Source organism: Psychromonas aquimarina ATCC BAA-1526, from assembly GCF_000428725.1.
Classification (GTDB): domain Bacteria; phylum Pseudomonadota; class Gammaproteobacteria; order Enterobacterales; family Psychromonadaceae; genus Psychromonas; species Psychromonas aquimarina.
The window spans coordinates 1-21,152 of sequence record NZ_AUAM01000048.1; the positions used below are offsets into that span (position 1 = coordinate 1).

Below are 21,152 nucleotides of genomic sequence, written 5' to 3' on the forward strand. Positions count from 1 at the left end.
ACACCGAACGTTTCCACGTTCAGTGCTTTATATACCATCAAGGTACCCGTTAAGATATAAGCCTAAAATTGCTTAACCGAACGGCATTGCCTCTTATGAGAAGCTCTTTTTCGTTTCAGAAGATAACTTTAGATATGTGTGAGATTATAAATCTCTCCTGCCCTTAACTAAGCCGCATTTAAAACCTTCTACTTATTAGTGAGCTTTTTGTTTCTGCGAGGCGCATTAAATAGTGTGGTGGGAGTTTAATCTCTCCTGCTCTTAATTAACCGCATTTAAAAAGGCTTCTCATTAGAGAAGCCTTTTTTGTTTTATAAGCTAAAAAATAATACTGTTAAGCAGTTTTGGACAGGATAGATGTAAATCTCGCGCGCTTTTAAGCAGTATAAATGATCAGAGGCTTAGTCAGACTGGTATTAACAAAGACAGTAATATAGACCTGCAATAAGCAGTATATTAAACGCGATATTCATAAGCAGTGAAAACTTGACTGGATTGTCCTGCCTGTCGCTTTGATAGTTACTTATTGCAGCCGCAATTTTATTTTCTCTGTTATAGATATTTTCATAAACATTATTCAGCTGTTTTTCCAGCTGCTGAGTTGCTTCAAATGCAGACGGGGTCATCTTTAAATTCCTTTTGATATAATATTTCACAACTACCCTGTTGCGAACTGTACCTAACTCTTCTCTGCATTTTGGTGGTTTATTCGATACGTGGTAACAATTAACAGCTGCAGAAGTTATTTGAGAGGAAGCGAGAATAGCACTTAACAAAACATGATTTTTTGAAACAGCTCAAATAATGAATTTATCTGTTAAATTAAAGTGTTAAACCGACTAACAGTGATTAGCCGGTTCTAGTTAAGAATGGTTAAAGCGTCGAAGTTTAGATAAAACATCAATTAACAGCGTCACATCAAACTGATCATCATTTAATGCTTTGCCCAGCCAGTTAATGCTGTTTATCTCCCCGTCATTGGAAAATGCGGTGATCCGGCTGTTTTCATAAATAACGTATTTTTTCAGGTTTCCTGAAAGTACATAACGGCGTTCGCTGTTATCAAATAAACTTTGTCCGCTGCTGTACTGGTCAGCATCGGAACGAGTGCCTAGAAGCTCTTCCATCAAAGTCGGCACAATATCAACATGGCTGGTCATTCTGGTTATTTCCCGGTGACTTTGACCCGGCCATAAAAGAATTAAAGGTACATGTGCATTATTGATCGAAGCTTCTATACTGGATTCTTTTTCAAAAGATGCACCATGAGAGCCGGTGATAATCACTACGGTACTATCAAGTTCTCCCTGTGCCTGCAGTGTGGAAACCACCTCTTTAATATGCTGGTCAATCTGCAGTACCTGCGCCTGGTACTTAGAAAGCTGTTTACTGCGCTCTTTTAAACTTAGCCGCGGAAAATCTTCAAAAACAGCTGCGTCCGGCTGCTGTAAATAGAGAAAGCTGAACAGTCTATCCGACTTGTTCTGAGCCTTTATCCATTTCTGCCATTTTTGGGCTGCAGTACTGTTATTATTGTTACGCGAGTAACGCTTTAATTCCGGCGTGTTAATCTGACTGAAACTGCTCTGTAGAAACTCCGGCTGTATAAAACCAATACTTGAAAACAAACCAAACTGATAGTTTTCTTCAGCTAAACGGTTGATCAGAACCGGCGGAATATAATTAAGCGTGATCTCCGACCAGTATCGGTTCGGCAGTGCATAAAACAAGCTGAACAGTCCCTGAGGGCGGTTGCTGGCACCACTGAAGTGATTTGTATAATTTAATCCCTGCTGACTGAGCTGATAGAGGTAGGGCATATTCTTTTCATTAACCATATCTGCGCGCAGCGCTTCAACGGTGAGCAGTAATACATTTTCAGCCTGGGGGGCGGGCCCGGATTTCTGGTAGGTCAGAGGCGTTATAGGATAGCGCAGCTCATTTTCACCGCTAGATGTCTGACGTTTAATGCGCTCCTGCAGTTTATCATCTGTTAACCAGCCCTGTTTTCTCAGGAAGGTACGTGCAGTCATCGGATAGGACAGCGGATAAATCGATTTCTGCTGGGTAATCGGCCGGTATTGTGTTGCATCCGCCCAGATAAAAGTTAAGTGGGTAATAATAAAAGCACTGAACAGGAAGATAGCGATAGGTTTGCCGATCGCTTTTGCCTGCAGATAACGGCATTTTTTCCAGACAAAGTGGGAAATGAATACTTCTATCGCAAAAATAATGGGAATTGATATGTAGTGCAGATTGATCGAATAAATCTGTTCAACCTGCTCCGGCCGCTGTAAAAACTGCCAGATTAACGGGTTGAGATGGAAGTTATAGATTTTGAAGATTTGCGTATCAACGATCAAAAAGGTCACTGCTATCGTGCTGACGATAATACCGCAAAGCCGGTATAAGCGGGCAAAGGGAACAACAAATGCCAGCGGAAATAAAACCGCACCAAAAACAACCGCGCTTAGAAAGCTGAAGTGACCAATCAGACTGACAAACTGATAGGCAATACCTACGGCAGTGTCAGATAAACTGGCATATTTCACATAACGAAGACCGATTAATGATACGAGTATCATATTAAAAAAAGTAAACCAGTGTCCCCAGCTGATTAATCGAGACACGTTATCGTGATATTTATGACCAGTTTCAACCATGTTTTTTATTTGTCTTCTTTGTTAATCGATGAAGAAAGAGCTTTTACAAACTTGTCACTGATTTCAGCGCGCTTGTTGACAGGAACCTGGCTGTTAATAATATGGGTGATGCTGTTGCCTAGAACCATTAAGCTTAAATCGACAGAAACGTCGTTTTTATGCAGAACGTCCATCACTTCATCGAGTATAGTTTCAATTTTCTGGCTGGAATATTTAGAAATAATTGGCATAGTAAAATTTGCGACCGTAGTAAAAAAAGAGGCTTATAATAACGTACTCCTGAATTTATACCAATCACAAAGGTTATCTTGTTAGATAATAAATGAGATTTATTTTGATATTTTTATTAATCGTACTTAATTTAAATTAATTTAGTGTTATGAAGCGCTTGTCTGAACTTTGCCGCTCGCATTTATAAGCGCCTTGGGTATAATTCACAACTCTCTAAATTTAAGCATGGTGCCTACAGTATGAATATCTCTGCCAGTAATATTATTTTACACTCTTTAAATTACAACTCTGAAGGAGTTCTACAGTGTAAAATGCGCGAGGGAGAACTGCCGATTTCCCCGTCGATTGAAGACTTTTTAATGCAGCTGCACCGTACTTATCAGAGTAAAACCAATAAGGCTTTTGCTTATTTCGCTGACGAAGCTGAAAAGCCTCAAGTTTTTCAGCGTGCTTTACGTGAAGAGACGGCCGGTGAGTTAGATTTTGTGGGGTTCTCACAGCAGGCTGCCGACTGTTTAGTTACTGAGCTTCAGAAACACGATTTTGCTGAAGAGGGCGTATTACTGGTCAGCAAGTACAGCTGGACTGCCAGCGATTACCTGTTAATTGCTCTGCTGCAGAATAACGAGTCAATCAGTGTTAATGACAACCTAGAACTGCAGGTAAGCCAGCATATCGAAACCAGTAAAATACAGCTGGTGGCCCGTATTGATTTAACTCTGCTGACACGTGAGCCGGAATCAAATCGTTACATCTCATTTATTAAAGGCCGGGTCGGACGTGCTGTCGCTGATTTTTTTCTGGATTTTATGGGCGCTCAGGAAGGTTTTGATGCAAAAGTTCAGAATCAGGTATTAATGAAAGCGGTTGAAGAGTTTTGCGACGAGCAGGCGCTGCCTGTGGCTAAAAAGCAGGAAGTCCGTGAAGTTGCCTTTGAGTACTGTAAAGAACAGTTAAAGCAGGGGGATGATATCGATCTTTCCAGCCTGTCGGAACAAATTCAGGAAGCGCCGAAATTAGAAGGCAGCTTTTACGATTTTGTCAGTGAAGATTATGAATTAGAAAACACCTTCCCGGCAGACCGCAGTGTGGTGCGTAAATTGACTAAATATGTTGGTCAGGGGGGCGGTGTGAGCATCAGTTTTGACCAGAAGCACCTTGGTGAACGTGTTCATTATGACGCCGACAGTGATACCTTAACTATCCAGGGCATTCCGCCTAATCTGCGCGAGCAGTTGAAACGAGATGCGCTTTCCCAGGCTGATGATGAGCAGCAGTCGGACGACCAGAGCCCTCCGTTTTAGAAATTAATTTACTTTAGCCCGCCTTGTTATATCCTAGCGGGTCGGCGGCCGCTGCTGCTCGAAGAATTTAAGACGGTCAGCCGCTTTGCTGGCGGTCAATTATTAGATGAGATAAGAATGAAATTATTTGTACGCGACCTTACGGTTATTGATTCAACATATTTAGACAGTGCTCGCGGATTTGTAGGTGAGAGTTACCAGGTAGACGTGACACTGCAGGGGAAATTAAATGATCAGTCGATGATTCTCGATTTTTCATTAGTAAAAAAGCAGATTAAAGCAATTATCGACGCGGAAGTTGATCATAAATTACTGGTGCCTCACGCTTCTGAAAACTGCAGCGTGATTTTAGAGTCACAACGCACACAAGTTAACTTTACCCTCGACGATAACTCCGTTATTCAACTAAAGTGTCCAACTGAAGCATACTGTCTGCTGGAAAGTGAAAAAATCAGTATTGAGCTGCTGGAAACTTACCTTGAGCAGGTGGTTCTGCTGCAGCTGCCGGAAAATATTTTAGACTTAGAAATAAAGTTACGAAATGAAAAAATCAGCACGCCGTATTATCACTATACTCACGGTTTGAAAAAGCATAATGGTAACTGTCAGCGCATTGCTCACGGGCACCGTTCTAAACTCGATATATTTATTAACGATGAATATAATGAAGATCTGGTTAAAGACTGGGCAAACCGCTGGAAAGATATTTATCTGGTTAGTGAAGAGGATATTGTTGAAAAATCGGATCTCTCTTTTATCGTTATTAAAAATGATATTGATAAATTGTGCACTGCGTATCATGCCCCTCAGGGTTATTTTGAGCTGCTGATGCCTGCTCACCGTGCAGAGGTCCTGCCCAAAGATACCACGGTTGAACAGCTGGCGGAGTTTATCTGTGAGCAGATTAAAAAACGCGTAGGTCCGGAAACTGTGACAGTTTACGCCTATGAAGGTATCGGCAAAGGTGCAATTGCTGAATTATAAAGCGCATGCTCAGCCGCTTGTGTTAGCCATAGGCGGCTGTCTCAATTCATTGACAGGAAGTAAAAATGGCTGAAGAAACTTTTTTTAGAAAAATAATCAATAAAGAAATCCCGTCAGATATGCTCTATCAGGATGATTATGTAACGGCTTTTCGTGATATATCACCGCAGGCGCCCACGCATATTTTAATTATCCCGAATAAATTAATTGCCACCGCAAACGATATTGAAGTGCAGGATGAACTGCTGATCGGTAAGCTTTATACTGTAGCCAAACAGCTTGCGCAGCAGGAAGGTATTGCAGAATCAGGTTATAGACTGATTATGAACTGTAACCGCGACGGCGGTCAGGAGGTCTATCATATTCATCTGCATCTGCTCGGCGGCAAACCGCTTGGTAAATTAATTTCAGCGTAGATAGTATTGTTTACCCAGTTACTCGACACCTGTTTGTATGCACTCTGGACTGGCTATTGAAGATAACTTCTAATCAATACATTTTCATACAAAACTATGCTGTATAGTACTGGGCTATTGATAAAAAATACCTTTATAATTCACGGAATTAAGTCAAATATTGGAGAACAAAATGAAAATAAAAACAAACTTTTGCTTTGCAGTGATCGCTGCATTTATGCTCAGCGCATGTTCAACTTCAGTGGAACGTCTGGATTCACAGGAGCAGGTTGATTTAAGCGGTGCCTGGAACGACACAGATTCACAATTAGTGGCCCGTGAAATGGTTGAAGACGCACTGTCTCGTGCCTGGATAACTAAATTTGTTAAACAGGAAGGTACGGAGCCTGTTGTTATCGTCGGCCGGGTTAAAAATTTAAGCCATGAGCATATTAATACCAATACCTTTGTTGCCAATATGGAGCGTGAATTAATAAACTCAGGTGAGGTGCAGTTTGTTGCATCATCTGCTGCTCGAAAAGAGATTCGCGATGAGCGTGGTGATCAGGATTTAAATGCCTCAGAAGCAACACGTAAAGAGATGGGCCAGGAGTACGGCGCCGATTTCATGATGCAGGGGCAGATCAATACCATTATTGATGTAGAAGGCTCTACACAGGTACGCTTTTATCAGGTTAATTTAGAGCTGATCAGCATTAAAGATAACCGCAAAGTCTGGATTGGTGAGAAGAAAATTAAAAAGTTAATAAAAAACAGTAAATTACGCGAGTAATTAGTTTATCAGTCAGGCGCTAACTCAGCGCCTGACCGGTTTCTGCCAGCCTATTATTTTTCTAGCGGTAAGCGCATGTATAAAATTTTGTGTCTTCTTTGTATTGTTGTTCTTTCCGGGTGTGCCGGACAGCAGCGGGCTACCAACAACTTAGCAAATTCATTAAATAATCAGGGACCTGAATATGTCCTTAAGAAACTTCAGGCTAATAAACCTGATGATCGGGACATTGCACAGTATCATCTCAATCTTGGTTATCTGCAGTTAGTTAACGGCGATTTTAAAAGTGCGATTGATACCCTCTCTTTAGCTAAGCGGGAAATGGCTGTGCTGGAGGCTATGTCTGTAAGTGAAACTGCCGCTGCCGGTACCGTCAGTGAAATATATAGAAGCTACAGCGGTTATCCGACGGACCGGGTTATGATACATAATATGCTGGCACTTAGTTATCTGTTTAATCAGGACATAGACGGCGCCCGCGTAGAGATGCTCCAGGCAGATGTTTCCATGAAAAAGCTTGCCAAGCGCAAGTCTGTCCGCGGCCAGTTAGCCAGCGTGCATTTATTAGCCGGTGTTATTTATGAACTGCTTGATGAACGTTCTAACTCATTAATCAGTTACAAGCATGCTTCAGATCTGTTAAAACAGCGCGGAATTTCGCAGCCTCTAGGCCTAAAGCAGGCTCTATTGAGAATGAGTTATAAGCTTGGTGCAGACCAGCAGTATGCTGCTTACAAAAAACAGTTTCCCGGTTTAGCTAAACCCGAGATGAGCAGCGGCAGTCAGTTGTTTACTCTGTACTTTGACGGTGTGGTCAGTAATAAGCAGGAAAAAGCCGTTATGGTGCCCAGTCATGATGCCGAGCAGCTGATCCGAATTGCTATGCCGGCCTATCCGCCGATGAAGAAACGCTCGCAGCGGGCTATAATAACTCAGGGAAATCAACGACTGACCACGCAGATGATTGAGAATTTAGAAAGCTTAGTTCGAGATGATTTAGCTGATGAATACCCGTCTATTTTACTGCTGACCACAACACGGGCGCTGGCAAAATACGAACTGGTTGATAAAGCTAATGAAAAAGATTCTCTGGTTGGTTTATTAGTAAATATTGCAACCCTGGTGACTGAAGTCGCCGACCTGCGCAGCTGGAATATGCTGCCGGCTAATATCCAGTTTGCCTATCTGGAAACAACAGAAAATGAAGTGCTGATTAACAGTGCTGATCATATGCAGAAAATTGAACTGCCCGACGGCTCGCAGAATCTGGTGCTGGTTAACAGCCTGAGCGAGCAGATATTTCATTATCAACAAGACTAATTTAAGAAGGTTAATATGAAAATAAAAATTAATTTAGCTTTGCTCCTTGTCTGCTCTCTTCTTAGCGCCTGTGCTTCAACACAACAGGACAAACGACCTGCATGGATTGATAATGCGCAGGCTAGTTATGCTTCAAGTGACTATTTAACAGCAGTAGGCCAGGCGTCAAAACGTGACCGGGCTGGAAAAAACGCCGTTGCTAATCTAGCAGAAATATTTTTTGTTAATGTTAAAGCGGAAACGCGTACCTTAACGGAAGCGACAAAATCACAAAGTGCGTTAGGTGTATCTTCAGAAAGTTCGACTAACCTGCAGAGAAGCATTCAGACCGAAACAGACCAGGCACTAAGCGGGGTTATTATTAAGGAAACCTGGTTAAGTCCAGGTGGAGAGTATTATGCGCTGGCGGTATTAGCTAAACGTCCGGCAGCTGAAACCCTGTATGAATCAATTATGGAACTGGATAACTCCATTGCCCAGCTGCTTGATTACAGTGCTAATACTGCGCCTAATGCTATTTTATCAATAAACGCATTACGTAAAGCCCGAGATCAGCAGCTGCGCCGTCATATGGCTAACCTGCAGCTCAAACAGTTAAGCCGCGGCGGCCTGCCTGCAGATATTTCCGGCGCACAAATTGAAAAATTAATTGCCGATAAACTGGCTGCACTGCAGGTAAGTGTTGATGTAGACAGTGCTGCCCATAAAAAGACCATACAGTCAGGTTTAGCCGGATTAGGGGTGTCGGTGGTCGACAACTCAGATCTGCAGGTAAGTGCCGATATCGATATCAGTGATCCGGCTCTTCTGGAGGGCTGGTACTGGCTGCGCGGCAGCTATGCACTTTCTCTTTCTGAAAACGGCCAGGTAATCAGCCGTAAACGCTGGCCGGTAAAGGTATCTGCTAAGCAGCAGGAGCAGCTGAATCATCGCCTTCAGGATAATATTAACGGCAAAATAGCTGATTATTTAGTTGAACTGATCAGTGATACACCATCATTTTAAGCGTAATTGTTTTCGAGTTGTTTAATTTGATTATAAAGTGATTTAACAGAAGGCATCTCTATATTGTATAAAGATGCCTTTTTTAGTAGAAAACCGCCGATAAATTCATTTTCCGTTATTCTCTGGTAGAAAATATCTCTGTTCATTGATGAATAATTTTGTGCTGTCTGCCGGATCACCTGATTGATAATATTTAATAATTCCTGCTCTGCAAAATGAATATTTTCAGCATCGGCTGCTTTTAAACTTTCCCGGGTTATTTCAATAATCATCTTCTGAAAAGAAGCTTCCTGTAAACTGCCGTTATTAACCTGGTAAATAGCCGTTAGGGGATTGATCGCGATATTGATAAGCAGTTTCAGCCATAATTTGTGTTTAATATCCTCACACCAGTGAGTATCATCTAATGCTGCGTTTAAAGATTCGGCAAGCCCCTGGTGGTGCTTTGCAGCTGAATTAAACGGACCTAAATAGGTAATGCCCCGGCCGGTCTGTTTTATATTTAAAGGACCCTGCAGTAAACTCGCATTAGCCGTTGTCGCGCATATAATGGGGTTATCCGGTAAAAGCGCCTGCACCTGCTCTGCACACCCCATACCGTTATGCATCAGGATAATAACCTGCTGCGGTTTTATGCTCCGCTGATGAGTTTGTATTACCTTTTCAACCTGCGTTGCTTTTACGCAGATAAGCAGCGGATCCCGGCTCCTTATTAGCTCTGTGCTGCAGCTGACACTAAACTGCTGCTGGTTATTGTGCAGATCCAGATAATGAAGTCTTGTTTCTGAGCAGGGGCTGCGCGTAATAAGGTGAACCTGCTGACCGATGCGCTGTAAATTTGCCGCCCATAAACAGCCGATTGCACCTGCTCCGATAATCTGCCACATTTTCTTTACCTTAATAATCAATTTCAAGGGACGATTATAGCTGAAATGATTGTTTTCTGGTAACTTAGCCGAATAGACATTAACTTTAATTTATAGGAATAAAAAATGCCTTCATTTGATATTGTTTCAGAAATCGACATGGCTGAAGTTCAAAATGCCGTTGATAATGCTAACCGTGAACTATCAACACGCTTTGATTTTCGTGGTGTTAAAGCAAGTTTTGCTATCACTAATGATGTTGCAAAACTGTCTGCTGAGCATGACAGCCAGTTAAGACAGCTTGCGGATATGCTGCGTACGAATCTGGTAAAGCGTGGTATTGACGCGCGTGCAATGACTCTGGAAACACCAAGCAGCAGCGGCAAGACATGGACACAAGCGGTTAAATTTAAAGAAGGGGTGGATCAGCCGACTTCGAAGAAGTTAATCAAACTGATTAAAGATAAGAAATTAAAAGTTCAAGTCGCTGTTCAGGGTGAACAGTTACGTGTTACCGGTAAAAAACGTGATGATCTGCAGGCGGTAATGGCGTTAATCAAAGCAACTGAGCTGGAGCAGGCATTCCAGTTTAATAATTTCCGAGATTAATTAAAAATTAAGTTTTAAAAAAAGGCAGCCTTGTTGTATACAACAGGGCTGTCTTTTTTAAATAACAATTTACCAGATCAGATCATCGGGAACTGCAAACTCTGCATAGGGATCATCTTCTTCAAGCTCTGATACTTCTACTTTTTCATGTAAAGCTACTAAAACTGACTGGTCAATTTCGGCAAGTCTAGCAGCCGCTTCTTTATTGATCAGATAAAACTCTTCATTTAAAACACAAATAGCCAGCAGACCTTTTATTAATCCCTGCTGGGTTTTCTCGTTGATCGCAATGCGTTTTACTTTGTTATCGTAAGTAAAGTGATAGTCAATTTCACCCTGATAGTTTTTCTCGCAGTGCTGAGCAATCATCTGAATCAGTTTACCGTGTGCTGAGCGGGCATCTAATTCAGCCTGAGTCTGCTGGTTTTTTTCTAAGTCCTGCTGTTTCTGCAGCTCTTTCTGTTCATTGATCTTGATCTGCACATCTGAAACTTCAACAGTGCCTTTTTTCTTTTTCTGTTTTGCTTTACGGCGTTTTTCCGTTTGCGCCTGTTTTGCTTTCTGTTTATTGACCAGCCCAGATTTCATCAGTTGATCTTGTAATGAAGCCATATCGTTATACCTTTGTTAAATTATTTTATGAACTTGCGATATTTTACCACATTATTTTTATACAAAAATCGACTTTTTTATAAAAGAGATTAAGCTCTAAGTAACTAAAAGAAAAAGGGGATTTTATGAATAATCTACAAGTTGAACACTGCATGGTCGGGAAAAGCATTTTTTTTAAGAAAGACATGACCATAGAGACAGCTGTTGAAAAATTACTTAAAGATAAGCATCTTGGCGGACCGGTTGTTGATGATATCGGACGTGTAATCGGCTGGCTTTCTGAGCAGGATTGTCTGGCAAAAATGCTTGAAGCGAGTTATTACTGCGAGCTGGTTGCTTTAGTTGAAGATGTAATGGTTAAAGATCCGTTAACTGTGCCCGGCAGTATGAGCATTGTTGATTTAGCGCAGATCATGATCAGTGGTAAACCTAAAATTTATCCGGTTGTGAATGAAGAGAATATTTTCCAGGGCTTAATTGCCCGTAAAGATGTGTTAGCCGCGATGACTAAACAGATCGCTAAAGTCTGTTAGAAAAACTACAAGATCGCTAAAGTCTGCTGGAAAAACAGCATAACCGGTGTATCGGCTGGTTATGCTTCTACAGCTTAATAAACTGTTTCTGCCAGCATGCCGGTGAAATGATGATATCTCGATATTCTTTTAACTGTGTTATAAAATTTTCCCTGCTGTTTTCCTGTACACCTAAGCTTTGTAAATGCCCGGTCATCATCTGACAGTCAATAATTTTTCCGCCGTATTCTGCAAAATGTGCACACAGCGCTGTAAAAGCGATTTTAGAAGCGTTGCTTACGGTATGAAACATTGATTCACCACAAAAAACAGAACCGATACAGATGCCGTATAAACCGCCGACAAGTCTGCCTTCGCACCATACTTCAATGGAATGTGCGTGCCCTCTGCGGTGCAGGTTTTTATAAGCATCTATCATAGCCGCTGTTATCCAGGTTTCAGACTGTGCCGCGCGGGGCAGGGAGCAGGCATGGATAACATCGTTAAAGGCATGGTTAACGGATACCTGAAAGGTTTTCCTGGTAATAAGTTTTTTTAGACTTTTACTGATATACGGATGCTTTGGATTTATTGAGGCCCGCATTTTAGGACTCCACCATAAAAGCGGCTGTCCTTCGCTAAACCACGGAAAAACCGCATGCCGATAAGCTTCAATCAAGCGCTCACAGCTTAGGTCGCCGCCCATTGCTAATAAACCGTCCGGATCGGTTAATGCCTGCTCTACACTGGGAAAGTCGAGGTTATCAGGGCTTAGTGAGGTAATGTAAATAGTCATCAGAACATTTCAGATATAAAAAAGCCAGTGTAAACACTGGCTTAATAAATACAACTAAATATAGTTACTTTCAGTTACAACGGTCATTAACGTGATCAAACTTAAGATCTGTTTCACCTGTATAGAGCTGACGAGGACGGCCGATACGCTGACCCGGCTGTTCAAACATCTCTTTCCAGTGTGATACCCAGCCGACGGTACGGGCGATGGCAAAGATAACGGTAAACATTGAACGAGGAATACCCATTGCCTGTAATACAATACCTGAATAAAAATCAACGTTAGGGTAAAGTTTTTTCTCGATAAAGTACGGATCTTCAAGGGCAATGCGCTCAAGCTCCATTGCCACATCAAGAAGCGGATCTTTAATTCTTAGTTCGTTTAATACTTCATGGCATGTTTTGCGCATAACGGTTGCGCGAGGATCATGGTTTTTATAAACGCGGTGACCAAAGCCCATTAAGCGGAACGGATCATCTTTGTCTTTTGCCCGGGCAATAAACTCGGGAATACGATCAACGGTGCCGATCTCTTCCAGCATGACTAAACAGGCTTCATTTGCACCGCCGTGAGCAGGGCCCCATAAAGAAGCGATACCGGCGGCAATACAGGCAAATGGATTCGCGCCCGAAGAGCCGGCTAAACGAACCGTTGATGTGGATGCATTCTGCTCATGATCGGCATGCAGAATAAAGATTTTATCCATTGCCCGGTCAAGTACCGGATTTACTTTATATTCTTCACAGGGAACGGCAAACATCATTTTTAAGAAGTTGCCGGCATAAGAAAGGCTGTTATCAGGGTAGACGAAAGGCTGACCATGGGAATATTTGTAGCTCATTGCCGCAAGTGTCGGCATTTTTGAAATAAGGCGGTAAGCGGCAATTTCCCGGTGCTCGGGATTGCTGATATCTAAGGAGTCATGATAGAAGGCTGATAATGCCCCGACAACTCCCACCATAATAGCCATAGGATGAGAATCTCGGCGGAAGCCGGAATAAAGTTTGGCTAATTGTTCATGGATCATTGTGTGGTGTAGGACCACGTGGTGGAATTTATCAAACTGTTCTTTGTCTGGTAATTCACTGTTTAATAACAGGTAACAAACCTCAAGATAATCAGATTTTTCAGCAAGCTGATCAATAGGGTAACCACGATGTAAGAGAATTCCTTTATCACCGTCAATGTAAGTAATCGCGGATTCGCATGATGCTGTCGCAAGAAATCCAGGGTCGTACGTGAAGTAACCTGTTTTACCTAAGCTGCTGATATCAATCACATCATTACCCGCTGTTCCTTTTTTAATTGGCAGCTCTATGGCTTCTTGGCCCGGCAATTGAAGTATTGCTTTTTGCTCCGACATTTGATTCTCCCTTACTTTTTTAGATATACGTGAGTTTCACTGCATATATTTTTACAGGCTAAATTTGAGCTTGTCAATTTTAACATCTCAACTTTGAGAAGTGACAAAATGCGGTAAAACGGGACAAAAAGTCTCAACGGCGGGTGATTTAAAAGTAATCAAACGTGATCTGTAAAGTGTTGATAATAGCGCGGATTAACTGATTGTAAGCGGATTCGGCAAATCTGTAATATTTGTCACAAAATTGCTTTTCTGTTGTGTTTACAGCGCAAATAACAGGTGTATTAATGTCACATTGCTTTAACATTATGCTAACAATGACAACGGTAAAGTAACCCCTACTTATTGGCTAACAAAAAGAGATAAATTGTGCGTAAAGAGAGACCTAAAAATTTAGACCTGGCAACGGTCAAATTTCCCATCACCGCAACAGCATCCATACTGCATCGTGTGTCCGGGATCATCGTATTTATTGCTCTGGCAATATTTTTAACACTTTTAAACTGTTCATTAACATCAGAGCAGGATTTCTATCGAGTACTTGGTTATTTTGATAATTTTCTGTTTGAATTTGTAATGTGGGGCGCTTTAACCGGTCTTGCTTACCATGCTGTATTTGGTGTACGTCATATGATTCAAGACCTGGGGTTCTGGGAAGAATTAGACAGTGCATCACTGAGTGCAAAAATCGGATTTATATTAACAGCGGTATTGTCTGTTTTAGCGGGGATTTTAGTATGGTAAAAATTGCAGGCACTTTTGGTCGAAGCGGTGTGCATGACTATATTCTATTACGTGCAAGTGCGGTTGTGCTGCTTGCTTATATTCTTTATTTTGTTGGTTTTATTGCTTCAGCAGATTTGTCATATGCTGTCTGGACAGGGTTTTTCTCATTAACACTAACAAAAGTTTTCTCCTTATTTGCGCTGATCGCCATGCTGGTCCATGCCTGGATCGGCATCTGGCAGGTGTTAACTGATTATGTAAAAAATACTTTAGTACGCGGTTTTTTACAGTTTTCATTAACCTCGGCAGCATTTATCTATGTTATTTCTGGTTTCGTAATTTTGTGGGGTGTTTAAGGTGAGTCTACCTATTCGTGAATTTGATGCGATTGTGATTGGTGCCGGCGGTGCAGGTATGCGTGCTGCACTTTCTATTTCTCAAGAAGGCAAAAGTTGTGCCTTGATTACTAAAGTTTTTCCAACGCGCTCTCATACTGTTTCAGCTCAAGGCGGTATTACCGTTGCGCTGGGTAATGCCCATGCCGATGACTGGCAGTGGCATATGTACGATACCGTTAAAGGCTCTGATTATATCGGCGACCAGGATGCGATTGAATATATGTGTAAAACCGGTCCGGAAGTGGTACGTGAACTGGAAAACATGGGCCTGCCTTTTTCTCGCTTTGAAGACGGCAGTGTTTATCAGCGTCCTTTCGGCGGGCAGTCTAAAGCATTCGGCGGCGAGCAGGCCTCCCGTACAGCGGCCGCTGCCGATCGTACCGGGCACGCTTTATTACATACGCTTTATCAGCAGAATGTTAAAAATAAAACCACTATTTTTTCCGAGTGGTATGCACTTGATTTAGTGAAAAATGATGACGGTGATATTGTCGGCTGTACTGCGATTGATATTGAATCCGGTGAAGTGGTGATGTTTAAAGCGCAGGCAACGGTTTTAGCAACCGGCGGCTCTGGACGTATTTATGCATCAACAACCAATGCGCATATCAACACCGGTGACGGTGTCGGCATGGCACTGCGCGCCGGTGTTCCGGTACAGGATATGGAAATGTGGCAGTTCCATCCGACCGGTATTGCAGGTGCGGGAGTCTTGGTAACGGAAGGCTGCCGTGGTGAAGGCGGCTACCTTTTAAATAAAGACGGCGAACGTTTTATGGAACGTTATGCTCCAAACGCTAAAGATTTAGCCGGTCGTGATGTAGTAGCGCGTTCAATTATGATTGAAATTCGCGAAGGACGCGGCTGTGAAGGCCCATGGGGTACACATATCAAACTTAAGCTTGACCATTTAGGTGAAGATGTTCTGGAATCCCGCTTACCGGGAATTTGTGAACTGTCGAGAACTTTTGCCCATGTTGATCCGGTAAAAGAGCCGATTCCAATTATTCCAACCTGCCATTATATGATGGGCGGGGTACCGACAACGGTTAACGGTCAGGTTTTAAAGCTTGATAAAAACGGTAAAGATATCGAGGTTAAAGGTCTGTTTGCCGTAGGTGAAATTGCCAGTGTATCGGTACACGGTGCTAACCGCTTAGGCGGTAACTCGCTGCTGGATTTAGTGGTATTCGGCCGGGCAGCCGGTAAACATTTAGGTAAGGTATTAAGTGAAGAAAACACTTTAAAAGAGCCTACTCAGGAAAATATTGATGCGGCACTGGCGCGTTTTAACCGCTGGGAAAAAGGTGACGGTACTGAGTGTCCGACACAGATTCGTAAAGATTTACAGGAGTGCATGCAGCGTAACTTCTCTGTATTTAGAGAAGGTGAAGCCATGGCTGAAGGTCTGGCTGAGCTTAAAGTCTTACGTGCACGTCTGCATAATGCCAAACTAGATGATAAGAGCAGTGAGTTTAATACTAACCGTATCGAATGTTTAGAGCTGGATAACCTGATGGAAACTGCATTTTCCACTGCTATGGCGGCGAACTTCAGAACAGAAAGCCGCGGCGCGCACAGCCGCTTTGATTTCCCTGAGCGTGATGATGCCAACTGGCTGCACCATAGTATCTTTAATCCTGAAACGACAAGTATGTGTAAACGTGATGTTAATATGGCGCCGGTGCTGCGTGAAGCTTTCCCGCCTAAAGCTCGTGTTTACTAAGAAGGTTACCAGTTATGAATGTTACATTTTCTGTATATCGTTATAACCCCGATGTTGATAATGCACCTTATATGCAAGATATGTCTTTAGATATTCCTGAAGGCTCTGACATGATGGTGCTTGATGCATTGATCGCATTAAAAGAAACTGACTCGACATTGTCGTTCCGCCGCTCGTGCCGCGAAGGTGTATGCGGCTCCGATGGTTTAAATATCAACGGTAAGAACGGCTTAGCTTGTATTACGCCGCTGTCTGATTTATTGTCAAAAGGTAAGATAGTGTTACGTCCGCTGCCGGGTTTACCGGTAGTTCGTGATCTGGTTATCGATATGACTCAGTTTTATACTCAGTATGAAAAAATTAAGCCATATTTAATTACAGACGACAGGAAGCCGCCTGCTGGTGAATATAAGCAGTCACCAGAAGATCGTGAAAAGCTTGACGGTTTATATGAGTGTATTTTATGTGCCTGCTGTTCAACCTCTTGTCCGTCATTCTGGTGGAATCCGGATAAATTTATCGGGCCTGCCGGTTTATTAGCAGCCTATCGTTTCCTTATTGACAGTCGTGACAGTGCTGCCGAAGAACGTTTATCTAATTTAGATGATGCTTTTAGTGTATTCCGCTGTCACGGCATTATGAATTGTGTCAGTGTTTGTCCTAAGGGATTAAACCCGACCAAGGCTATTGGTAAAATTAAATCAATGCTGCTGCAGCGTGCGATTTAACTCTTAGATCAAATTACAAGAAGCTAAAAAAGAATACTAAGGAATTTTAATGCCGACAAATGTTATGCAAACATGGTTAGCCTCATCTCACTTTTCCGGGGCAAATTCTACCTATATCGAAGATCTTTACGAATTATACTTAGCAGATCCGCTTGCAGTTGATGCCAACTGGCGGGAAGTGTTTGATGAACTGCCGCCGGTAAGCGAGCAGCCTGAAGAAGCACACTCTGTTATCCGCGAACAGATGAAACATGCGGCTAAAGCGCCAAAATGTTTTACACCGCCGCAGGGGGCGGTGCACAATGATGCTAAACAGGTAAAAGTACTGCAGCTGATAGGTTCATACCGTAACCGCGGTCATGAAGTAGCCGCACTGGATCCGCTTGGTTTAATCAAGCATGAAACCATTAAAGATTTAGATCCCTTTTATCATGATCTGGAGGGGGCGGATCTTGATGCCAGTTTTAATGTCGGTTCCTATGCGGCCAGCAATGAAACTATGATATTACGTGATCTGGTCGCATCACTTAAGCGTACCTACTGCGGCTCTATTGGTGCAGAGTACATGCATATCACCAATACTGAAGAGAAACGCTGGCTGCAGAATCGTATTGAATCCTGTGAAAGTAAACCCTCCTTCAGTGAAGAAGCCAAAAACCGTTTTCTCGAAGAATTAACGGCTGCTGAAGGGTTGGAGCGTTATATCGGCTCTAAATTCCCGGGTGCTAAACGCTTCTCTTTAGAAGGCGGCGATTCCTTTGTGCCTATGCTTAAAGAGCTGATCCGCCGTGCGGGTGAACAGGGAGCACAGGAAGTGGTACTGGGCATGGCTCACCGCGGCCGCCTTAACGTACTGGTTAATGTTCTTGGTAAAAAACCAAATCGTTTGTTTGATGAGTTCGCCGGTAAGCATGGTGAGGTTAACGGCTCTAGTGATGTGAAATACCATCAGGGTTTCAGCAGCGATTTTAAAACGCCTAAAGGTAATATCCATTTATCATTAGCATTTAATCCGTCACACCTGGAGATTGTTAATCCCGTTGTCTTAGGCTCGGTTCGCGCGCGTCAGGAACGTTTACAGAGTATCGGTGAAAGTGTGCTGCCGATTACGGTACACGGAGACTCCGCGATTGCCGGTCAGGGCATAGTGCAGGAGACATTTAATATGTCGCAGGCACGTGCATTTAAAGTATCCGGCACGGTGCGTATTGTTATCAATAACCAGATTGGTTTTACCACCTCAAATCCGGAAGATACCCGTTCAACACGTTACTGTACCGATATTGCGAAAATGGTGCAGGCTCCGATCTTCCATGTTAATGCCGATGATCCGGAAGCAGTTATTTTAGCATCGCAGATTGCATTAGATTTCCGTAATACATTCAAACGCGATGTAGTAATCGATCTGGTTTGTTACCGCCGTCACGGTCATAATGAAGCTGATGAACCCAATGCAACACAGCCTCTGATGTATCAGAAAATTAAAAAACATGCTACACCGCGTGAAATTTATGTGGAACAGCTTGAAAGCGAAGGGGTTATCAGTGCTGGACACGGCAAGCAGCTGGTTTCTGATTATCGTGATGCATTAGACAACGGTGAGTGTGTGGTAAAAGAGTGGCAGGCGATGAAGCGTCATTCTGTGGACTGGTCTCCATACCTTAAACACGACTGGGATTCGGCCTATGAGCCGCAGTTTCCGCGAGAACGTTTAGTGGAGCTGGGAGAATCAATCAGTCAGTACCCGGACTCCTACGAGCAGCACTCGCGAGTGAAAAAGATTTATGCCGACCGTCTGTTAATGGCACGCAGTGAAAAACTCTGTGACTGGGGATTTGCTGAAAACCTTGCTTATGCTACGCTGCTGGATTCTAAATATAACATTCGTCTAGTCGGTCAGGACTCAGGGCGTGGTACTTTCTTCCATCGTCATGCTGTTCTGCATGAGCAGAAGGAAGGCACACAGTATGTGCCGCTGCAGAATATTTCAGAAGAGCAGGGGCATTTTGATGTGCATGACTCAGTCCTCTCGGAAGCCGCTGTATTAGCCTTTGAATACGGCTACTCAACAGCCGCTCCGAAAGGGTTGTGTATCTGGGAAGCACAGTTTGGTGACTTTGCCAATGGAGCACAAGTTGTTATTGATCAGTTCCTCTCTTCAGGTGAGCAGAAGTGGGGACGTATGTGCGGTTTAACCGTTATGCTTCCTCATGGTTATGAAGGACAGGGACCGGAACATTCGTCTGCCCGCTTAGAGCGTTATCTGCAGCTGTGTGCTGAGCATAATATGCAGGTCTGTGTACCTTCAACCCCGGCACAGGTTTTCCATATGCTTCGCCGTCAGGTTATACGTTCAATGCGTCGCCCGTTAATTGTTATGTCGCCTAAATCATTACTGCGTCATCCGCTGGCTGTATCGAGCATGGATGAACTAGCATCGGGCACTTTCCAGAATGCCATTGCAGAGATTGACGAGCAGGACAGTAAAGACGTTAACCGCGTGGTTTTATGCAGCGGTAAAGTGTATTACGAGCTGTTAGACAAGCGCCGTAAAGAAGAGCTGACTAATGTCGCAATTATTCGTATTGAGCAGCTGTATCCGTTCCCGACTAACGAAGTGAGTGATATTTTTGAAGACTATGCACATGTCAAAGATTTTATCTGGTGTCAGGAAGAGCCGCAGAATCAGGGCGCATGGTATTGTAGTCAGCATCATTTCCGCAGTGTACTGCCTGAAGCGGCTAAATTACATTATGCAGGCCGTGCAGCTTCAGCATCGACTGCTGTTGGTTATATGTCTCTGCATGTTAAGCAGCAGAAAGCCTTAGTAAATGAAGCGCTTGGTTTTGAAGAGCAGCAGTAAATTACAACAAGTTCAGTAACAACCCGATTTTAGTTTAAAGAATTTTACAGTAGGAAGCGTTAATTATGATTGAAATATTAGTTCCAGTACTTCCAGAGTCAGTAGCAGATGCAATAGTTGCAACATGGCACAAACAACCTGGTGATTTTGTTGAACGTGACGAAGTGCTCGTTGAAATTGAAACTGACAAAGTTGTTTTAGAGGTTCCCGCCACGGTTTCAGGCACCTTAGAAACTATTGTTGAAGATGAAGGGGCAACAGTACTTTCGGAGCAGGTATTAGGTAAATTAAAAGAGGGCGCCGCTCCTGCAAAAGAGCCGGAAATTGAGGTTGAGACACGTGCAACACTTGCTGATGCAAGCCCGTCTGTACGTCGTTTAATGTTAGAAGAAGATATCCATGCTCGTGATATTAAAGGCTCAGGTAAAGGCGGTTTAATAACACGTGAAGATGTTGATAAACATCGTGAGCTTAAAAATAAAGATGCAACTGAAGCGAAAGTGGACATTGTTGCCGCTGTTGCCGCACGCAGTGAAAAACGTGTACCCATGACGCGTTTACGCAAACGTGTTGCCGAGCGTCTGTTAGAAGCTAAAAACTCGACAGCCATGCTGACCACGTTTAACGAAGTGAATATGAAACCTATTATGGATCTTCGTAAGCAGTATCAGGAAGTGTTCGAGAAAAAACATGGTATCCGTTTAGGTTTTATGTCCTTTTATATTAAAGCGGTAACTGAAGCATTGAAACGTTTCCCGGAAGTCAATGCCGCCATTGACGGTGATGAAATTGTTTATCATAATTTCTTTGATGTCAGCATTGCGGTATCAACACCTCGAGGTCTGGTAACGCCGGTATTACGCGACACTGATACATTAAGTGTTGCTGAAATTGAAAAAGGCATTAAAGCATTAGCTGTAAAAGGCCGTGACGGTAAATTAACCGTTGATGAAATGATGGGTGGTAACTTTACCCTGACTAACGGCGGCGTATTCGGTTCTTTATTATCTACCCCTATTATCAATCCTCCGCAGGCCGCTATCTTAGGCATGCATAAAATCCAGGATCGTCCTATGGCGGTTGACGGAAAGGTTGAAATTTTACCTATGATGTATCTGGCACTTTCCTATGACCACCGTTTAATTGATGGTAAAGAGTCAGTGAGCTTCTTAGTAACAATCAAAGAATTACTTGAAGATCCGACGCGTTTATTACTGGATGTTTAAGGAATAACGTTAACCTGTTGTTAATTTAAAAT

21 protein-coding genes are annotated in these 21,152 nt (G+C 42.9%); 14 read left to right on the forward strand and 7 right to left on the reverse strand.

Going from position 1 to position 21,152, the window contains the following annotated elements:
- Positions 1 to 416: 416 nt before the first annotated feature.
- The 3 genes from G337_RS0115980 to G337_RS0115990 form a co-directional block, all read right to left on the reverse strand.
- A complete protein-coding gene (locus tag G337_RS0115980; RefSeq protein WP_028864792.1) occupies positions 417 to 626 on the reverse strand; it encodes a hypothetical protein in 210 nt (69 codons plus the stop codon).
- A gap of 237 nt (positions 627 to 863) precedes the next feature.
- Positions 864 to 2,663, reverse strand: a complete 1,800-nt coding sequence (locus G337_RS0115985; RefSeq protein ID WP_028864793.1) for a DUF3413 domain-containing protein — start codon at positions 2,661 to 2,663, stop codon at positions 864 to 866.
- A gap of 5 nt (positions 2,664 to 2,668) precedes the next feature.
- The gene (locus tag G337_RS0115990) at positions 2,669 to 2,893 is read right to left on the reverse strand and encodes a YejL family protein (RefSeq protein WP_028864794.1); all 225 of its coding nucleotides are present in this window, start codon (positions 2,891 to 2,893) and stop codon (positions 2,669 to 2,671) included.
- Between the two features lie 240 nt (positions 2,894 to 3,133).
- Between G337_RS0115990 and yejK the strand changes: the two genes are divergently transcribed.
- From yejK to G337_RS0116020, 6 genes are all read left to right on the forward strand, one after another.
- On the forward strand, positions 3,134 to 4,198 hold the full coding sequence (gene yejK, locus G337_RS0115995) for a nucleoid-associated protein YejK (protein WP_028864795.1): 1,065 nt from the start codon (positions 3,134 to 3,136) through the stop codon (positions 4,196 to 4,198).
- A 117-nt stretch (positions 4,199 to 4,315) separates the two neighbouring features.
- A complete protein-coding gene (locus tag G337_RS0116000; RefSeq protein ID WP_028864796.1) occupies positions 4,316 to 5,182 on the forward strand; it encodes a 6-carboxytetrahydropterin synthase in 867 nt (288 codons plus the stop codon).
- 65 nt (positions 5,183 to 5,247) lie between these two features.
- Positions 5,248 to 5,598 carry an HIT domain-containing protein gene (locus G337_RS0116005; protein ID WP_028864797.1) on the forward strand — a complete coding sequence of 117 codons (351 nt, stop codon included), beginning with the start codon at positions 5,248 to 5,250 and terminating at the stop codon, positions 5,596 to 5,598.
- 172 nt (positions 5,599 to 5,770) lie between these two features.
- Positions 5,771 to 6,370, forward strand: a complete 600-nt coding sequence (locus G337_RS0116010; protein ID WP_028864798.1) for a penicillin-binding protein activator LpoB — start codon at positions 5,771 to 5,773, stop codon at positions 6,368 to 6,370.
- A gap of 75 nt (positions 6,371 to 6,445) precedes the next feature.
- Positions 6,446 to 7,690: a COG3014 family protein gene (locus G337_RS0116015; protein WP_028864799.1), complete on the forward strand. Its 1,245-nt coding sequence runs from the start codon at positions 6,446 to 6,448 to the stop codon at positions 7,688 to 7,690.
- Positions 7,691 to 7,705: 15 nt separating this feature from the next.
- On the forward strand, positions 7,706 to 8,695 hold the full coding sequence (locus G337_RS0116020; protein ID WP_028864800.1) for an LPP20 family lipoprotein: 990 nt from the start codon (positions 7,706 to 7,708) through the stop codon (positions 8,693 to 8,695).
- Here the strand turns inward: G337_RS0116020 and G337_RS0116025 are convergent.
- Positions 8,692 to 9,582, reverse strand: a complete 891-nt coding sequence (locus tag G337_RS0116025) for a ketopantoate reductase family protein (protein WP_028864801.1) — start codon at positions 9,580 to 9,582, stop codon at positions 8,692 to 8,694. The two genes, G337_RS0116020 and G337_RS0116025, sit on opposite strands and share 4 nt — an antisense overlap.
- A 105-nt stretch (positions 9,583 to 9,687) precedes the next feature.
- Here G337_RS0116025 and G337_RS0116030 point away from each other — a divergent pair, with 105 nt between their 5' ends.
- Positions 9,688 to 10,170: a YajQ family cyclic di-GMP-binding protein gene (locus G337_RS0116030; protein ID WP_028864802.1), complete on the forward strand. Its 483-nt coding sequence runs from the start codon at positions 9,688 to 9,690 to the stop codon at positions 10,168 to 10,170.
- 69 nt (positions 10,171 to 10,239) lie between these two features.
- Here G337_RS0116030 and G337_RS0116035 read toward each other — a convergent pair whose 3' ends face one another.
- Positions 10,240 to 10,782, reverse strand: a complete 543-nt coding sequence (locus tag G337_RS0116035) for a DUF2058 domain-containing protein (RefSeq protein ID WP_028864803.1) — start codon at positions 10,780 to 10,782, stop codon at positions 10,240 to 10,242.
- 125 nt (positions 10,783 to 10,907) lie between these two features.
- On the opposite strand from G337_RS0116035, the gene G337_RS0116040 reads away from it, so the two are divergent.
- Entirely contained in the window at positions 10,908 to 11,315 is a 408-nt protein-coding gene (locus G337_RS0116040) for a CBS domain-containing protein (RefSeq protein WP_028864804.1), read from the forward strand.
- 67 nt (positions 11,316 to 11,382) lie between these two features.
- Here G337_RS0116040 and aat read toward each other — a convergent pair whose 3' ends face one another.
- Complete coding sequence (gene aat / locus G337_RS0116045; RefSeq protein WP_028864805.1) at positions 11,383 to 12,090, reverse strand: leucyl/phenylalanyl-tRNA--protein transferase; 708 nt, start codon at positions 12,088 to 12,090, stop codon at positions 11,383 to 11,385.
- 70 nt (positions 12,091 to 12,160) lie between these two features.
- Positions 12,161 to 13,453, reverse strand: a complete 1,293-nt coding sequence (gene gltA, locus G337_RS0116050) for a citrate synthase (protein ID WP_028864806.1) — start codon at positions 13,451 to 13,453, stop codon at positions 12,161 to 12,163.
- A gap of 369 nt (positions 13,454 to 13,822) precedes the next feature.
- Between gltA and sdhC the strand changes: the two genes are divergently transcribed.
- The 6 genes from sdhC to odhB all read left to right on the forward strand — a co-directional run bounded on the left by sdhC (position 13,823) and on the right by odhB (position 21,120).
- Positions 13,823 to 14,197: a succinate dehydrogenase, cytochrome b556 subunit gene (sdhC, locus tag G337_RS0116055; RefSeq protein ID WP_028864807.1), complete on the forward strand. Its 375-nt coding sequence runs from the start codon at positions 13,823 to 13,825 to the stop codon at positions 14,195 to 14,197.
- Positions 14,191 to 14,535 (forward strand): succinate dehydrogenase, hydrophobic membrane anchor protein, encoded by a 345-nt coding sequence (sdhD, locus tag G337_RS0116060; protein WP_028864808.1) that lies wholly within the window; start codon positions 14,191 to 14,193, stop codon positions 14,533 to 14,535. The genes sdhC and sdhD overlap by 7 nt, the downstream gene beginning before the upstream one ends.
- Before the next feature lies 1 nt (position 14,536).
- Complete coding sequence (sdhA, locus tag G337_RS0116065) at positions 14,537 to 16,303, forward strand: succinate dehydrogenase flavoprotein subunit (protein WP_028864809.1); 1,767 nt, start codon at positions 14,537 to 14,539, stop codon at positions 16,301 to 16,303.
- 14 nt (positions 16,304 to 16,317) lie between these two features.
- Positions 16,318 to 17,031, forward strand: a complete 714-nt coding sequence (locus tag G337_RS0116070) for a succinate dehydrogenase iron-sulfur subunit (RefSeq protein WP_028864810.1) — start codon at positions 16,318 to 16,320, stop codon at positions 17,029 to 17,031.
- A 49-nt stretch (positions 17,032 to 17,080) separates the two neighbouring features.
- Positions 17,081 to 19,894, forward strand: a complete 2,814-nt coding sequence (gene sucA, locus G337_RS0116075; protein ID WP_028864811.1) for a 2-oxoglutarate dehydrogenase E1 component — start codon at positions 17,081 to 17,083, stop codon at positions 19,892 to 19,894.
- 65 nt (positions 19,895 to 19,959) lie between these two features.
- Entirely contained in the window at positions 19,960 to 21,120 is a 1,161-nt protein-coding gene (odhB, locus tag G337_RS0116080) for a 2-oxoglutarate dehydrogenase complex dihydrolipoyllysine-residue succinyltransferase (RefSeq protein WP_211235815.1), read from the forward strand.
- Positions 21,121 to 21,152: the final 32 nt, after the last annotated feature.

Bases quoted from the DNA above. Each gene is read 5' to 3' on its own strand.
- aat (WP_028864805.1), bottom strand. From the start codon at position 12,090: ATGACTATTTACATTACCTCACTAAGCCCTGATAACCTCGACTTTCCC.
- G337_RS0116035 (WP_028864803.1), bottom strand. From the start codon at position 10,782: ATGGCTTCATTACAAGATCAACTGATGAAATCTGGGCTGGTCAATAAA.
- G337_RS0116010 (WP_028864798.1), top strand. From the start codon at position 5,771: ATGAAAATAAAAACAAACTTTTGCTTTGCAGTGATCGCTGCATTTATG.
- G337_RS0116015 (WP_028864799.1), top strand. From the start codon at position 6,446: ATGTATAAAATTTTGTGTCTTCTTTGTATTGTTGTTCTTTCCGGGTGT.
- G337_RS0116070 (WP_028864810.1), top strand. From the start codon at position 16,318: ATGAATGTTACATTTTCTGTATATCGTTATAACCCCGATGTTGATAAT.
- G337_RS0115980 (WP_028864792.1), bottom strand. From the start codon at position 626: ATGACCCCGTCTGCATTTGAAGCAACTCAGCAGCTGGAAAAACAGCTG.
- odhB (WP_211235815.1), top strand. From the start codon at position 19,960: ATGATTGAAATATTAGTTCCAGTACTTCCAGAGTCAGTAGCAGATGCA.
- G337_RS0116030 (WP_028864802.1), top strand. From the start codon at position 9,688: ATGCCTTCATTTGATATTGTTTCAGAAATCGACATGGCTGAAGTTCAA.
- G337_RS0116025 (WP_028864801.1), bottom strand. From the start codon at position 9,582: ATGTGGCAGATTATCGGAGCAGGTGCAATCGGCTGTTTATGGGCGGCA.
- yejK (WP_028864795.1), top strand. From the start codon at position 3,134: ATGAATATCTCTGCCAGTAATATTATTTTACACTCTTTAAATTACAAC.
- G337_RS0116000 (WP_028864796.1), top strand. From the start codon at position 4,316: ATGAAATTATTTGTACGCGACCTTACGGTTATTGATTCAACATATTTA.
- G337_RS0115990 (WP_028864794.1), bottom strand. From the start codon at position 2,893: ATGCCAATTATTTCTAAATATTCCAGCCAGAAAATTGAAACTATACTC.
- sdhD (WP_028864808.1), top strand. From the start codon at position 14,191: ATGGTAAAAATTGCAGGCACTTTTGGTCGAAGCGGTGTGCATGACTAT.
- G337_RS0116020 (WP_028864800.1), top strand. From the start codon at position 7,706: ATGAAAATAAAAATTAATTTAGCTTTGCTCCTTGTCTGCTCTCTTCTT.
- G337_RS0116005 (WP_028864797.1), top strand. From the start codon at position 5,248: ATGGCTGAAGAAACTTTTTTTAGAAAAATAATCAATAAAGAAATCCCG.
- sucA (WP_028864811.1), top strand. From the start codon at position 17,081: ATGCCGACAAATGTTATGCAAACATGGTTAGCCTCATCTCACTTTTCC.
- G337_RS0116040 (WP_028864804.1), top strand. From the start codon at position 10,908: ATGAATAATCTACAAGTTGAACACTGCATGGTCGGGAAAAGCATTTTT.
- G337_RS0115985 (WP_028864793.1), bottom strand. From the start codon at position 2,663: ATGGTTGAAACTGGTCATAAATATCACGATAACGTGTCTCGATTAATC.
- gltA (WP_028864806.1), bottom strand. From the start codon at position 13,453: ATGTCGGAGCAAAAAGCAATACTTCAATTGCCGGGCCAAGAAGCCATA.